Here is a 13,783-nt window from a genome sequence, read left to right as displayed (position 1 = left end):
ATGAACGAGGAGATGCGCGCCAACACCGCCGCCTTCGAGCAGACGGTCCGTTCGACCCTCGCGCTCGCCGCGACGCTCACCGACGACGACTGGGACCGGCCCACCGAATGCCCCGGCTGGACGGTCAAGGACCAGGTGTCCCACCTGGTGGGAATCGAGCTCGATCTCCTCGGCGATCCCTCCCCCGACATCGACGTCCCCGACTTCCCGCACATCCGCAACGACTTCGGCCGGGCCCTTGAGGCGGCGGTGCACGCGCGCCGCTCCGTCCCGGGCCCGGCCGTGGCGGCGGAGCTCGCCGACGCCCTGGAGCGCCGCCTCGTGCAGCTCCCCACCCTGGACCCCGACCGCGTCGTCAGGATCCCGGACGGCCGCGAAGGCCCCTACTCCCGCCTGATGCTGGTCCGCGCCATGGACTGCTGGACCCACGAGCAGGACATCCGCCGCGCGACCGGACGCCCCGGCAACCTCGACGCCCCGGCGGCGCACTGCTTCTGGAAGCTCTTCAGCCCCGTCCTGCCCCTCATCGTCGCCCGCCGCGCCAAGGCCGCCCCCGGCGAGTCCGTGACGTTCGCCATCACCGGCCCGCCCGACTTCGACGCGGCCGTCACGGTGGACGAGAACGGCCGCGGCGCCCTGTCGGCGGCGCCCTCCGCTCCCACCGCAGAACTCGCCATGGACTGGGAGACCTACGTCCGCCTGACCGCCGGCCGCTGCACCCCCGACGCGGTGACCGTCGGCGTCAAGGGCGACGCGGACCTGGCCGCCCGCATCCTGGCCGCCATGTCCGTCACCCCCTGAGGGGTTCCGCCGATCCGCTCATCCGCTCACTGGAATCGCGTTCGATTTGTGTTGATCACCATGGCTATGATGCGGCGATCACATTTTGGACCGTTCCGGGGGGAACTTCATGGCGGAAGTGCACCACTTCTCCTACGGCCTGCTGACTCCGGTGGCCGCGTACATCATGTCCTTCATCGGGTCGCTGCTGGGGCTGATGTGCACGGCCCGCGCCCGGGCCTCGTCCGGCCGCTCGCGGGCGTCCTGGCTGGGCCTCGCGGCGCTCGCCATCGGCGGCACCGGCATCTGGGTGATGCACTTCATCGCCATGCTCGGCTTCAGCGTCCCGCACGCGGAGATCCGCTACGACGTGCCGCTCACCCTGCTGAGCTGCCTCGTCGCGATCGTGGTCGTCGCGATCGGGCTGTTCATCGTCGGCTTCACCGGCCCCGGCACCGCGTCGATCATCCTCGGCGGCGTGCTCACCGGCGCGGGCGTGGCGAGCATGCACTACATGGGGATGGCGGCCATGAACATGTCCGCCGACCTCGGCTACCAGCCCGCCCTGGTGGCGCTGTCGGTGGTGATCGCCCTGGTGGCGGCGACCGCCGCGCTCTGGTTCGCGCTCACGGTCCGCGGCATGTGGGCGACGGCGGGCGCCGCGCTGATCATGGGCGTCGCGGTGACCGGCATGCACTACACCGGCATGGCGGCCATGCGCGTCCACCTGCACGCGCACGAGACCACCCCCGAGGGCGTCAAGGCCGTCGACTTCATCCTGCCCCTCGTCGGCGGCGTCGGCGCGGTCGCGACCATCCTGCTCATCATCATCGCGATGGCCCCGAGCGAGGACGAGATGCGCATCGAGGCCCGGCTCCAGGAGCGCCTGGAGGAGGCCCGCACCCGCCGGTCCGGACCCCGCCCGCCGGCCCCGATCACCCCCGCCGACTCCCGCTCCCAGGCCGGCGAGTGGTTCGGCGGCCCCAACCCCTGACGGTTGGCCCCTGACGGTTGGCCCCTGACGGCCGGGCCGGCCGTCACGGGCGGTGGCGGGTGGCGTGGGGGAAGTGGGACGCGAGGAGATCGGGGGACTCCTCGCGTCCGTCCAGGACGCGGTTGGTGCGGGTCACCGCGCGCCAGCCGTCCTCGGTGCGGCGCAGGCGCCAGTGGTTGGCGGTGGCGCGGCGCAGGACGAAGCCGTCCCTGTTGACGATCATGAGGGTGTAGCCGACGGCGGTGGCCTCGTCGCCGTCGACGGTGACGTGCGGGGGGCCGATGAAGTGGGCGCAGCCGCCGGCGATCCAGCGCTGGTGGGCGGGCGAGCGGACCATCGCCTCGATCTCGGGCCGCCCGGTCATGAGGATCTCGTCCACGTCGTAGACGCCGCCGGGCTCCCACAGGGCGGCGACGCCGGCGGCGCAGCCGCTGTCGACCAGGGGTCCGTAGGAGAGGATCAGGCGGGTGATCTCGCGTTCGTCTTCGAGGGCGCGGAGGCGCTCTTCGAGGGCGGCGAGGCGGGATTCGACGGTCACTGCTTCTCCTCGAAGGCCAGGCCGTAGTCGCCGGCCAGGTCGCGCAGGGCCGCGAGCTGCTCGCGGTAGTGCGCCGGGGACGCGGACGCGAACCTCACGCCGGCGATCGTGGCGCCCGCGTCGCGGAGCCCGGCGAGGGCGGCGCCGGCCGCCGCGGGGTCGGCGAGGGGGTCGAGCGGGCGGGACGGGGCGAGGACCACGTCGAAACCGGGCGGGACGTCGGCCTCGCGCAGCATTTCGGCGAGGGTCTTCAGCGGGAGGCCGAACGGGACCCAGCCGTCGGCGGTCAGGGCGCGGCGCAGGGAGCGTCCCGAACGGCCGCCGATCCACAGCGGGACGCGCTCCTGGACGGCGTGCGGCTCCACCACCAGGCCCGAGTAGTCGTAGTACGCGCCGTGGTACTCGGGGACGCGGCGCCCCAGGGAGGCGCGGAGGGCGGCCAGGGCGTCGTCGGCGCGGGCGCCGCGGCCGGCGAAGGGGGCGCCGAGCAGGTCGAACTCCTCTTCCAGGCTGCCGACGCCGAGCCCGAGCACGAGCCGGCCGCCGCTGACCCGGTCGAGCGTCCCGTACCGCTTGGCGATCGCGAGCGGGTGGTGGTAGCCGAGCACGAGGACCTGCGTGGCGAGCCGGATGCGGGACGTCCGGGCGGCGAGGTAGCCGAAGGTGGCGAGCGGGTCCCAGTAGACGCCGCCGCGCCGCTCGGCCGCCCCGGCGGGGACGGCGACGTGCTCGCTGCAGGTGACGTGGTGGTAGCCGAGCCGGTCGGCGGTCTCCGCGATCGCCGCGATCTCCTCGATGCCCGCGTCCCGCTCCCAGGCGCCGGCGGGCGGCGGCTGCGCCACCACCGGCGTGACGATGCCGACACGCATTGTGGCTCCCCTCCTAGGCAGGAAAACGTTCTATCACGGCATCCGGAACAGCCAGGACATCGGATTCCGCAGCAAAGACTTCGCTGACCTGGGCATATGTCCCCCCTTCACAGGAGACCAAGCGATTGCTACATTCCAGGTAACAAGAATTCATTTCAGTCGGCTTCTGGGAGGTGCGATGACCGAGGCGATGACGCACGGGGCAGCGGCGCCGACGGTGGCGGGGACGGCCGCACGGCGGGAGTCGCCGCCGTCGATGATCGAGCGGATGACGCTGATCCTGGACGCGTTCAACGGGCCCACCGCCCGGCTGACCCTGGAGGACGTCGCCCGGCGCACCCGGCTGCCGCGCTCGACCGCGCACCGGATCCTGGACCAGCTGGTCAAGCAGCGCTGGCTCGCGCACCACTCGTTCGGCTACGGCCTCGGCCAGCGCGCCCTCGGCCTCGGCGGGCAGGACGGCGGGCACGGCAAGATCCGGGAGGCGGCGGCCCCGCTGCTGCACGAGCTGCAGGTCACCACCGGGCTGGTCGCGCACCTCGCCGTGCTGGACGGCGCCGAGGTCTTCTACCTGGACAAGCTCGGCGGGCGGCTCGCCGCGTCCGTGCCGTCCCGGGTCGGCGGCCGCGCCCCGGCGCACTGCACCGCGCTCGGCAAGGCGATGCTGGCGTGGCTGGAGCCCGAGCAGGTGGACGCGCTGCTCGGCGACAACATCAGCCGCCTCACCAGCCGCACCATCGGCGAGCTGGGCACGCTGCACCAGGAGCTGCACCGCATCCGGCGGCGCCGCGGCCTGGCGTTCGAGCGCGGCGAGTCGTTCCCCGGCATCGCGTGCGTGGCGGCGGCGATCCGCGGCGACGAGGGGCCGGTCGCCGGCATCTCCCTGGCCGGCGACATCCGGACGCCGCTGGAGAACGTCGCCCCGCTGGTGGTCACCGCGGCCCGCGAGATCTCCCAGATCCTCTTCCCGGGCTCGGCGGCCGGCACCGGCCGCCCGCGCGCCCGGCGCGCCCCCGGCCGGACGAGCGAGGAGCCGACGTGGTCGCCCGAGACGCTGAACCGGCTGGTCGCCGTGGACGGACGCGGCACCTGGATGTGACACCGCGCCCGAACGAACACGGGCCGAACGAACACGGCCCGAACGCGCACGGGGCGTCAGCCCCAGCCCCACCGGTCGCCCAGCCCCCACGGGTCCGGGGCGATCGGCGCGTCGGGCTCGCCGACGCCGAACCGGCTGCGGAAGAACACCATCGGACGCCGCCACACCCCGTCCCGGACGTCGTGCCGCTCCACCTGCAGGACCCGGCCGATCACCACCTCGTGGTCGCCTGCCTCGTGGATGTCGTGGACGACGGCGTGCACGGCGAGCAGGACGTCCGGCAGCGTGGGCGCTCCCCACGGCGACACGTCCCATTCCAGGCCCTCGAACTTCATGCCCCGGCTGGAGCCGAACCGCTCGCACAGGTCGCGCTGCTCCTCGCCGAGCACGTTCACGCAGAAACGCCCCGCGGCGCGGATCCGCGGCCACGACCGGCCCCGCTTGTCCGCGCAGAACAGGATCAGCGGCGGCTCCAGCGACACCGACGCGAACGACTGGCAGGCGAAGCCGACCGGCTCGCCGCCGTCGAGGGCGGTGACCACGGTGACCCCGGTGGCGAACTCCGCCATCGCCTTCCGGAACTCCGCCGGATCGGGCGCGGCGGCGTCGGACGCGGCGGGCGTGCGGCCGGTGTCTGCGGTGAGCGCTGGCTCGGCTGGCATCTGTTCACCTCGGGCTCGGTGCGGGACGGTCGACGTCCAGGTTCAACAACAACATGTCCGACAACAATGCCCAATAAGCGGCATCGTCCAATAAGCAGGGTCCGCGCGTCGCCGGTCAAGTGGCCGGTGCGCCTGAACGTAGGCATGCCCCCGGCGGCCGGCGCGCACCGGTCCCGTTGAGTGGAAGCGCGCGCCGAACCGGCCGGGGAGAGCGCCGATGAGACCCGCGTCCCGCTGATCGGGATCCACCGGGTGACCCCGCCCCGGCCGGAATTACGTTCACGTCAAGCCACCGTCCGAAGGACTGGGAGATCATGCCTGCGGAGCTGACCTACGAGTCGACGTTGCGCGAACTCGCCACCGACCGGGGCGTCCTGCGCTACCACGAGGCCGGCGAGGGCCCGCCCCTGCTGATGCTGCACGGGTCCGGGCCGGGCGTGACGGGCTGGCGGAACTACCGCGGCAACCTCCCCCGGTTCGCCGAGCACTTCCGGTGCCTGGTGCTGGAGTTCCCCGGGTTCGGGGTCAGCGACCCGACCGGCGAGCACCCGATGATGGCGGCCGGCGGCGCCGTCGTCCGGTTCCTGGACGGCCTGAACCTGGGCCGGGTCGACGTGATCGGCAACTCGATGGGCGGCATCATCGCCACCCAGGTGGCGCTCCGGCACCCGGACCGCGTCGGGCGCCTGGTCACGATCGGCGGCATCGGCCGGAACGTCTTCAGCCCCGCGCCCGGCGAGGGCATCAAGCTGCTGGCGGAGTTCACCGACAACCCGACCCGCGAGGGCCTGGTCCGGTGGCTGCACTCCATGGTCTACGACCCGGAGGTCGTGACGGAGGAGATGATCGAGGAGCGCTGGCAGCAGGCCACCGACCCCGACACGCTCGCCGCCGCCCGCCGCATGTACGGGTCGAAGGCGATGGCCGCCCGCGACAAGGCGATGGCCGCGTCCGACGAGCCGCCGTACTGGGCGATGCTCCACAAGCTCAGGGCGAAGACGCTCATCACGTGGGGACGCGACGACAGGGTCAGCCCCGTCGACATGGCGCTCATCCCGATGCGGACGATCCCGGACGTCCAGGTGAACATCTTCCCGAACTGCGGGCACTGGGTGATGATCGAGCAGAAGGCCGCCTGGGAGAGCGCCGTCCTCGCGTTCCTGACCGCCAAGGAGCAGGGATGAGCGCCGGGCGGGGCTGGGACCACGAGTACGACCTCGTCATCGTCGGCAGCGGCGGCGGCGGGATGACGGCCGCGCTGACCGCCCACGACGCCGGCATCTCCGCCCTGATCGTCGAGAAGGGCAAGCGGTTCGGCGGCTCCACCGCGGTGTCCGGCGGCGGCATCTGGATCCCGAACAACCCGACGCTGCGGGCGCACGGCCACGACGACAGCCGCGAGTCGATCCGCGCGTACCTCGACCGGCTCACCGAGGGCCGCGTCCCCGGCGCGCGCCTGGACGCCTTCATCGACAACGGCCCCGCCGCGATGGAGCTCATCGGCAAGAGCAGGTGGATGAAGTTCTTCTGGACGAAGGGCTACTCCGACTACCACCCCGAGTACGAGGGCGGCCGCCCGCTCGGCCGGTCCATCGAGGCCAAGCCGTTCGACACCCGCAAGCTCGGCGAGGACGAGAAGTACCAGCGGCCGAACAGCATGAAGGGCCCGCTCGGCCTGTGGATCACCGCGAAGGACTACCACGACCTCGCGATGGCCAAGCGCACCTGGGCGGGGCGCCGCGCGTCGCTGGTCGCGGCGTGGCGCGTGTCGTCCAACATGGTCCGCCGCCGCCACATGGCGACCGGCGGCCGGGCGCTCGCCGCGCGGCTCCGCATGGCGCTGAAGGACGCCGGCGTCCCGCTGTGGCTGAAGACCGCGATGACCGAGCTGGTCACGGACGAGGACGGCCGCGTCACCGGGATCGTCGCCACCCGCGACGGCGAGACGGTGCGCATCCGCGGCCGCAGGGGCGTCCTGCTCGCGACGGGCGGGTTCGACCACAACCAGGAGATGCGCGACAAGTACCTGCCGAAGGGCGGTCAGGAGGACTTCGCGATGGGCGCCCGCGAGCTCACCGGCGACGGCATCCTCGCCGGCGAGCGGCTCGGCGCCGCGCTCGACCTGATGGACGACGCCTGGTGGATGCCGGCCGTGCGGCACCCGGCCGGCGCGGTGATCCCGCTGCTGTCGGAGCGGTGCATCCCGCGGTCGGTGATCGTCGGCCAGGACGGGAAGCGGTTCACCAACGAGTCGGCGCCGTACGTCAACTTCGTCCACGACCAGCTCGACGGCGGGCACGTCCCGTGCTGGTTCGTGATGGACGCCAAGGCCCGCGCCCGCTACCCGTTCGCGCAGATCCTGCCGGGCGCGCCGATCCCGCAGGCGTTCTACGACAAGGGCATCGCGTTCAAGGCGGACTCCCTGGAGGAGCTGGCCGGGAAGATCGGCGTCCCGGCGGACGCGCTGGCCGAGACCGTCCGCAAGTTCAACGAGTACGCCCGCGCGGGGCGGGACCCCGAGTTCGGCCGCGGCGACTCCGCCTACGACCGCTACTACGGCGACCCCAACCTGAAGAACCCGAACCTGGACGTCATCGAGGGCGGCCCGTACCACGCGTTCCGGATGGAGGTCGGCGACCTCGGCACCAAGGGCGGCCTCGTGTCGGACGAGCACGCCCGCGTGCTGCGCGAGGACGGCTCGGTCATCGAGGGCCTCTACGTGACGGGCAACTCGTCGGCGTCGGTGATGGGCAACGAGTACGCCGGTCCCGGCGCGACGATCGGCCCGTCCATCGTGTTCGGCTACATCGCGGCGCGGCACGCCGCCGGAAGGGCCGCGGAGCGGTCATGACGGCTCTGAAGGCGCGGGTGGTGGAGGTCGTCCACGAGACGGCCGACGCGCACTCGCTCGTCCTCGAACCCGCGGAGGGCGACCGGGACCGGTTCACCTACCGGCCCGGGCAGTTCCTCACGGTCCGGGTCCCGGCCGGGGACGGCTGGGCGGCGCGCTGCTACTCGCTGTGCAGCTCGCCGCTCACCGACGACCGGCTGAAGGTCACGGTCAAGCGGGTCGCGGGCGGTCTAGGGTCCAACTGGATCTGCGACAACGTCACCGCCGGCGACGTGCTGGAGGTGCTGCGCCCGGCGGGCACCTTCACCCCGGCGTCGCTGGACGACGACCTGCTGCTCGTCGCGGGCGGCAGCGGCATCACGCCGGTGATGTCGATCCTGAAGTCGTGCCTGGCGGGCGGGAGCGGCAGGGTGGCGCTGCTCTACGCCAACCGGGACGAGAAGTCGGTGATCTTCGCCGAGGAGCTGCGGGCGCTGACCGAGGCGCACCCGGACCGGCTGACGGTCGTCCACATCCTGGAGTCGGTGCAGGGGCTGCCGACGCCCGCCGTCCTGCGGTCCCTGGCCGGGCCGTACAAGGGGCGGCAGGCGTTCGTGTGCGGGCCGGAGGTCTTCATGGACCTGGTCACCGACACGTTCACGGGCCTCGGCGTGCGCGTCCACGTCGAGCGCTTCTTCTCGCTGGAGGGCGACCCGTTCGAGGAGCCGGAGGAGGCCCCGGAGGGCACCGGGGACGCGGGCGAGGTCGAGGTCGAGATGGACGGCGAGACGCAGACCGTCCCGTGGCCGAAGTCCGACCGGCTGCTCGACGCGCTGCTGCGCGCCGGCGTCGACGCCCCGTTCTCCTGCCGGGAGGGCAACTGCTCGGCCTGCGCCTGCATCAAGCTGGAGGGGGAGGTCACGCTGGACGCCAACACGGTCCTCGACGAGCAGGATCTCGCCGACGGCCTCATCCTCGCCTGTCAGGCGAGGCCGGTCACCGACCGGCTGAAGATCACCTACGACGGCTGAAACACATCACGGGAGACAGGCGATGGCGAACCGCGTGCTTGACACGATCATGGAGAGGGCGGAGCAGATCCGCGAGCTGGGGCCGTCCAACGAGGCCCTCGGCCGGCTGGACGACAAGGCCGCGTCGATCCTGCGCGAGGCCGGGGCGATCCGGCTGCTGCAGCCGGAGGCGCACGGCGGCCTGGAGGTCCACCCGCGCGAGTTCGCCGAGACGGTGATGGGCATCGCCGCCCTGGACGGCTCCACCGGCTGGATCGCCGGGATCGTCGGCGTCCACCCGTGGGAGATGGCCTACGCCGACCCGAAGGTCCGCGAGGAGGTCTGGGGTGAGGACCCCGACACCTGGATCGCGTCCCCGTACGCGCCGATGGGCATCGCCCGCCCGGTCGACGGCGGCTACGTCTTCAACGGCCGCTGGCAGTTCTCCTCCGGCACCGACCACTGCGACTGGATCTTTCTCGGCGGGATGCTCGGCGACGAGGAGGGCCAGATGGTCATGCCGCCGCGGTCGCTGCACCTGATCCTGCCCCGCTCCGACTACGAGATCGTCGAGGACTCCTGGGACGTCGCCGGGCTCAAGGGCACCGGCAGCAAGGACATCATCGTCCGGGACGCGTTCGTCCCGAAGTACCGGACGCTGGAGTACGCCAAGGTCGTCGACGGCACCGCGCCGCGCGAGGCGGGGCTGACCAACCCGTCCTACCTGATGCCGTTCTCGTGCGTGTTCCCGCTCGGCATCACCTCCGCGGTGATCGGCATCGCCGAGGGCGCGCTGCACCACCACCTGGCCTACCAGCGCGACCGCGTCCAGATCACCGGCACCAAGATCAAGGACGACCCGTACGTGCTGTACGCGATCAGCGAGGCCGCCGAGGAGATCAAGGCGTCCCGGACGGCGCTGCTCGACAACTGCTCGCGCGTGTACGACATGGTCGCGTCCGGGCGCGTCCCGACGTTCGCCGAGCGCGCCGCCGGGCGCCGCACCCAGGTGCGCGCCGCGTGGCGGGCGGTGCAGGCGATGAACGAGATCGTGGTCCGGTCTGGCGGCAACGCGATGCGGATGGACAACCCGATCCAGCGCTTCTGGCGCGACGCGCACGTCGGCCTCGCCCACGCGATCCACGTGCCCGGCTCGGTCTACCACGTCACGGCCCTGACGGACCTCGACATCGAGCCCCCGCAGGGCCCGATGCGCTCGATGATCTGACCGCCCCGCCGATCTAAGCGCCCCGCCGATCTAAGCGCCCCGCCGATCTAAGCGCCCCGTCGATCTGAGCGCCCCGCCGACTTGCGGCGTGTTGCCCTTATGAACGCGCCGTTAAGGGCGACACGCCGCAGGTCAACGAAGGAGGCCGAGGTCTTCGACCAGCTTGGGCGTCCAGATCACGCGGCCTAGGAACCTCTCCGCCTCCGGGTTCGCGGCGAGCCAGACCACGGCCGCCGCGGGAGCCTCCTCGGGCGTCGCCTCGAAGCCCTCCTCCTTGAGGGAGTCGAGGCCGCCGCGCGCCGCGCCCGCGTCCGTGATCACGAACCCGGGGTCGAGGTTGAACGCGCGGACGCCGCGGTGCAGGTACTCGGCGTTGATCGCGCCCGCGAGCCGCCCGAACGCCGCCTTGGACGCCGAGTAGGCCACGCCCCAGCCGCCCTCGCCGGGCGGTCCGGGCGGGTCGCCGGCCGCCGATCCCGAGCAGAGGTTCACGATCGTCCCGCCGCCCTGGCCGAGCATCGCCGGCAGGACGGCCTGGAGCAGCACGATCTGGTTGAGGTAGTTGCCGGCGACCACCTGTTCGGCGACGCCGACGTCCAGGTCGAGGAACCGCTCGTGGGTGCCGGCGACGTGCGCGACCGCGTTGTTGACCAGGACGTCCACCCGGCCCCAGGCGTCCAGCACCGTGTGCGCGGCGGCCCGGACGCTCTCCCGGTCCAGCAGGTCCATCCGGACGGGGAGCGCCCGCGCGCCGAGCGCCTCGAGCTCCGCCGCCGTCCGCGCCAGGCTGCCGGGGACGGGTATGGCGTCGCCCGTGCCGTGCCGCGGCGGTATCCGGCCCTCGCCCTCGTCGACGGTGCGCGCGGTGAACGCGACGTCGTGCCCGGCGGCGGCCAGCGCGAGCGCCGTCCGCCGGCCGATGCCCCGGCTCGCCCCGGTCACCAGCGCGACAGGTCTCGTTGCAGTCATCCCGCGATCATCCCCGCTCGCCCGGCCCGGGCCGGTGCGCGACTCTCACTGAGCGGGAAGCCGCGGGCGGCGCCCCGGCCGGTTTGGCAGGTTGAGCATGGACCGCCGCAGCGCGGGCCCGCGACATCGAAGGGACCGAGGACAGTGACGCAGATCCGAGGGCTGGGGTATCTGAGGGTCCAGACCCGCCACATCGACCGCTGGCGCGAGTTCGCCCTCGAAGGGCTCGGGTTCGCCGAGGGCGGCGGCCCGGATCCCGACGGCCTGTACCTGCGCATGGACGAGCGCCGCTCGCGCCTCCAGGTGCTGCCCGGCGACGGCGACCGGGTGCTGGCCGTCGGCTGGGAGGTCCGCGACCAGTTCGCGCTGGCCGCGGTCCGCGAGGCCGTCGAGAAGTCCGGGACGGCCGTCGCGGCGCTGTCGGCCGAGGAGGCCGCGGAGCGCGACGCCGAGGAGGTCATCGCGTTCACCGACCCGGGCGGCACGCCCGTCGAGGTGTTCTTCGGCCCGGTGCTCGACCACAGCCCCGTCCGCACGGGCTTCGCGCAGAAGTTCGTCACCGGCCCGATGGGCATGGGGCACGTCGTCCTGCCGACGCCGAACTTCGCCGAGACCGCCGCGTTCTACAACGAGGTGCTCGGGTTCCTGCCGCGCGGCGCGATGAAGGTCGGCGGCGGCGCCGTCCGGATCCGCTTCATGGGCGTCAACCAGCGGCACCACAGCCTCGCGATCTGCCCGGCGCCGCACGACGGCGACCCCGGCCTCGTCCACCTGATGGTGGAGGTCGACACCCTGGACGCGGTCGGCATCGCGCTCGACACCGTCAAGGAGAAGGGCTTCTCGATCTCGTCCACGCTGGGCCGGCACACCAACGACAAGATGGTGTCGTTCTACGTCCGGGCCCCCGGCGGCTGGGACATCGAGTACGGCTGCGAGGGCATGCTCGTGGACGAGACGTACTACACCGCCGAGGAGATCACCAAGGACAGCTACTGGGGCCACGACTGGTCGGGCTCCGAGCCGCTGGCCGCGTTCGTCCCGCAGAAGAAGGGCTGACGCCGATGGCGAAGCCTTCGGTGGAGCCGGTCGACGCCGCCGAGGCGGACTTCGACCACGAGTGCGACGTGCTCGTGGTCGGCTTCGGCGCCGCCGGCGCCGCCGCCGCGTACGAGGCGGCTGCGGCGGGAGCGGACGTGCTCGTCCTGGAGCGGTCGAGCGGCCCCGGCGGGACGTCCGCGCAGTCCGGCGGGGAGCTGTACCTCGGCGGCGGCACCCGGGTGCAGAAGGCGTGCGGCTTCGACGACACGCCCGACGACATGTTCGCGTTCCTCAAGGCGGCGCTCGGCCCGCACGCCAACGAGGAGAAGCTGCGGCTGTACTGCGACGAGAGCGTCGAGCACTTCGAGTGGTTCCGCGCGCGCGGCGTCCCGTTCAAGGAGAGCCTGTTCGACGCGCCGGGCTGGATGCCGTACACCGAGGACGGCCTGATGTGGCTCGGCGAGAACGCCTGGCCGTACAACACGATCGCCAGGCCCGCGCCGCGCGGGCACCGCCCCGAGACGCCGATGTTCGCCGGCGGGATCCTGATGGACAAGCTGATCGCGGCCGTCGCCGAGGCGGGCGCCGCCGCCCACCCGGACACCTACGCCGCCAACCTCGTCGTGGACGGCGGCCGCGTGGCAGGCGTCGTCGCCCGCAGGTTCTCCGAACGGGTCGCCTACCGGGCCCGCCGCGGCGTCATCCTCACCTCCGGCGGGTTCGTCGACAACGAGGAGATGCTCGCCGACCACGCGCCGGTGCTGCTCGGGCACGACAAGGTCAGCGACGGCACCAGCGACGGGTCCGGCATCCGCATGGCGACCGCGGTCGGCGCCGCGACCCGCCGCATGGCGACGGTGGAGATCGCGCTCACCGCCAACCCCGCCGTCATCTGCCGGGGCATGCTCGTGGACGGCCTCGGCCGCCGCTTCATCAACGAGGACGTCTACCCGGGCCTGTTCAGCCACCGGGCCGTCCAGCACCAGCCCGGCCCCTACTGGGCGATCATCGACGAGGCCGGGTACGACGAGATCGCCGAAGCGGACATGTGGGGCGTCCACCCCAAGCACGCGGCCGAGACGATCGCGGAGCTGGAGGAGTCCCTGGGCCTGCCGCCCGGCTCGCTGGAGGCGACCGTCGAGACCTACAACCGGTACGCGGAGAGGGGCGAGGACCCCTACTTCCACAAGGACGCCAGGTGGCTGCGTCCGCTGAAGGGGCCGTTCGCGGCGATCGACCCGCGCGACGGGTTCTTCGGCGCGGGCAGGCACGGCGCCGGGACGGGCGCCGGCGGGTTCACCCTCGGCGGCCTGGACACCACCGTGGACGGCGAGGTCCGCAACAACTCCGGCGAACCGATCCCCGGCCTGTACGCGGCGGGGCGCACGGCCTCCGGCATCCACGGCGAGGGCTACATCAGCGGGACGTCCCTGGGCGACGGCACGTTCTTCGGCCGCCGCGCCGGGCGGGCCGCCGCCGCATCTTCGGACTGAGGGGCACGCGCATGAGGTACGCCGTCCTGCTCCCCGTGGCGGCGGGCGTGACGGCCGATCCCGCGTGGATCGGCGCGTACGTCCGGCACGCCGAGGCATGCGGCTTCGAGTCGGTCGGCGCGGTCGAGCACACGGTGGTGGCGAGCGGCTACGCGAGCGTCTACCCCTACGACGCGTCCGGGCGCATGGATCTGGCCGACGACCTGGACATCCCGGACCCGGACGATCGGAGATCGTCGCGACGCTGTCGGTGCTGGACCGGATGCCGCTGAC

Annotated in this window: 14 protein-coding genes; 10 read left to right on the top strand and 4 right to left on the bottom strand. The window is 72.7% G+C overall.

Translation table 11 applies throughout. The annotated features are described in order from the left end of the window. Both ACIWVC_RS20230 and ACIWVC_RS20225 read left to right on the top strand, forming a co-directional pair. Positions 1 to 801 carry a maleylpyruvate isomerase family mycothiol-dependent enzyme gene (locus ACIWVC_RS20230; RefSeq protein WP_396447546.1) on the top strand — a complete coding sequence of 267 codons (801 nt, stop codon included), beginning with the start codon at positions 1 to 3 and terminating at the stop codon, positions 799 to 801. A 109-nt stretch (positions 802 to 910) separates the two neighbouring features. Continuing rightward, positions 911 to 1,774: an MHYT domain-containing protein gene (locus ACIWVC_RS20225; RefSeq protein WP_396447545.1), complete on the top strand. Its 864-nt coding sequence runs from the start codon at positions 911 to 913 to the stop codon at positions 1,772 to 1,774. A 43-nt stretch (positions 1,775 to 1,817) separates the two neighbouring features. Here ACIWVC_RS20225 and ACIWVC_RS20220 read toward each other — a convergent pair whose 3' ends face one another. Beyond that, positions 1,818 to 2,312: a nuclear transport factor 2 family protein gene (locus tag ACIWVC_RS20220; RefSeq protein WP_396447543.1), complete on the bottom strand. Its 495-nt coding sequence runs from the start codon at positions 2,310 to 2,312 to the stop codon at positions 1,818 to 1,820. After that, a complete protein-coding gene (locus ACIWVC_RS20215) occupies positions 2,309 to 3,181 on the bottom strand; it encodes a TIGR03619 family F420-dependent LLM class oxidoreductase (RefSeq protein ID WP_396447541.1) in 873 nt (290 codons plus the stop codon). Before ACIWVC_RS20215 ends, ACIWVC_RS20220 begins: the two co-directional genes overlap by 4 nt. 178 nt (positions 3,182 to 3,359) lie before the next feature. Here ACIWVC_RS20215 and ACIWVC_RS20210 point away from each other — a divergent pair, with 178 nt between their 5' ends. Further along, complete coding sequence (locus tag ACIWVC_RS20210) at positions 3,360 to 4,280, top strand: IclR family transcriptional regulator (protein ID WP_396447540.1); 921 nt, start codon at positions 3,360 to 3,362, stop codon at positions 4,278 to 4,280. A gap of 56 nt (positions 4,281 to 4,336) precedes the next feature. Here the strand turns inward: ACIWVC_RS20210 and ACIWVC_RS20205 are convergent, their stop codons facing one another. Further along, positions 4,337 to 4,942, bottom strand: coding sequence for a flavin reductase family protein (locus tag ACIWVC_RS20205; RefSeq protein WP_396447539.1), 606 nt, complete (start codon positions 4,940 to 4,942; stop codon positions 4,337 to 4,339). Positions 4,943 to 5,256: 314 nt separating this feature from the next. On the opposite strand from ACIWVC_RS20205, the gene ACIWVC_RS20200 reads away from it, so the two are divergent. Genes ACIWVC_RS20200 through ACIWVC_RS20185 form a run of 4 tightly spaced genes read left to right on the top strand, consistent with a single transcriptional unit; the run spans position 5,257 to position 10,010 of the window. Continuing rightward, the gene (locus ACIWVC_RS20200) at positions 5,257 to 6,126 is read left to right on the top strand and encodes an alpha/beta fold hydrolase (protein WP_396447537.1); all 870 of its coding nucleotides are present in this window, start codon (positions 5,257 to 5,259) and stop codon (positions 6,124 to 6,126) included. Beyond that, positions 6,123 to 7,793, top strand: coding sequence for an FAD-binding protein (locus tag ACIWVC_RS20195; RefSeq protein ID WP_396447536.1), 1,671 nt, complete (start codon positions 6,123 to 6,125; stop codon positions 7,791 to 7,793). The genes ACIWVC_RS20200 and ACIWVC_RS20195 overlap by 4 nt, the downstream gene beginning before the upstream one ends. Then, a complete protein-coding gene (locus ACIWVC_RS20190) occupies positions 7,790 to 8,803 on the top strand; it encodes a 2Fe-2S iron-sulfur cluster-binding protein (RefSeq protein ID WP_396447534.1) in 1,014 nt (337 codons plus the stop codon). Before ACIWVC_RS20195 ends, ACIWVC_RS20190 begins: the two co-directional genes overlap by 4 nt. Positions 8,804 to 8,825: 22 nt before the next feature. Beyond that, positions 8,826 to 10,010: an acyl-CoA dehydrogenase family protein gene (locus ACIWVC_RS20185; RefSeq protein WP_396447533.1), complete on the top strand. Its 1,185-nt coding sequence runs from the start codon at positions 8,826 to 8,828 to the stop codon at positions 10,008 to 10,010. Between the two features lie 132 nt (positions 10,011 to 10,142). Here ACIWVC_RS20185 and ACIWVC_RS20180 read toward each other — a convergent pair whose 3' ends face one another. Then, positions 10,143 to 10,979 carry an SDR family NAD(P)-dependent oxidoreductase gene (locus ACIWVC_RS20180; protein WP_396447532.1) on the bottom strand — a complete coding sequence of 279 codons (837 nt, stop codon included), beginning with the start codon at positions 10,977 to 10,979 and terminating at the stop codon, positions 10,143 to 10,145. Between the two features lie 144 nt (positions 10,980 to 11,123). On the opposite strand from ACIWVC_RS20180, the gene ACIWVC_RS20175 reads away from it, so the two are divergent. From ACIWVC_RS20175 to ACIWVC_RS20165, 3 genes are read left to right on the top strand one after another with little or no spacing between them, the layout of a single operon-like run. Then, positions 11,124 to 12,035: a VOC family protein gene (locus ACIWVC_RS20175; protein ID WP_396447531.1), complete on the top strand. Its 912-nt coding sequence runs from the start codon at positions 11,124 to 11,126 to the stop codon at positions 12,033 to 12,035. A 5-nt stretch (positions 12,036 to 12,040) separates the two neighbouring features. After that, complete coding sequence (locus ACIWVC_RS20170; protein ID WP_396447529.1) at positions 12,041 to 13,510, top strand: FAD-dependent oxidoreductase; 1,470 nt, start codon at positions 12,041 to 12,043, stop codon at positions 13,508 to 13,510. Between the two features lie 11 nt (positions 13,511 to 13,521). After that, positions 13,522 to 13,782: a hypothetical protein gene (locus tag ACIWVC_RS20165; protein WP_396447528.1), complete on the top strand. Its 261-nt coding sequence runs from the start codon at positions 13,522 to 13,524 to the stop codon at positions 13,780 to 13,782. The last annotated feature ends 1 nt before the right edge of the window (position 13,783 follow it).

Origin of the sequence: Actinomadura sp. (assembly GCF_044508335.1) — a bacterium.
Lineage (GTDB): Bacteria > Actinomycetota > Actinomycetes > Streptosporangiales > Streptosporangiaceae > Spirillospora.
The sequence above is the reverse complement of the archived record's forward strand: the minus strand, read 5'-3'. Positions and strand labels throughout refer to the sequence as shown.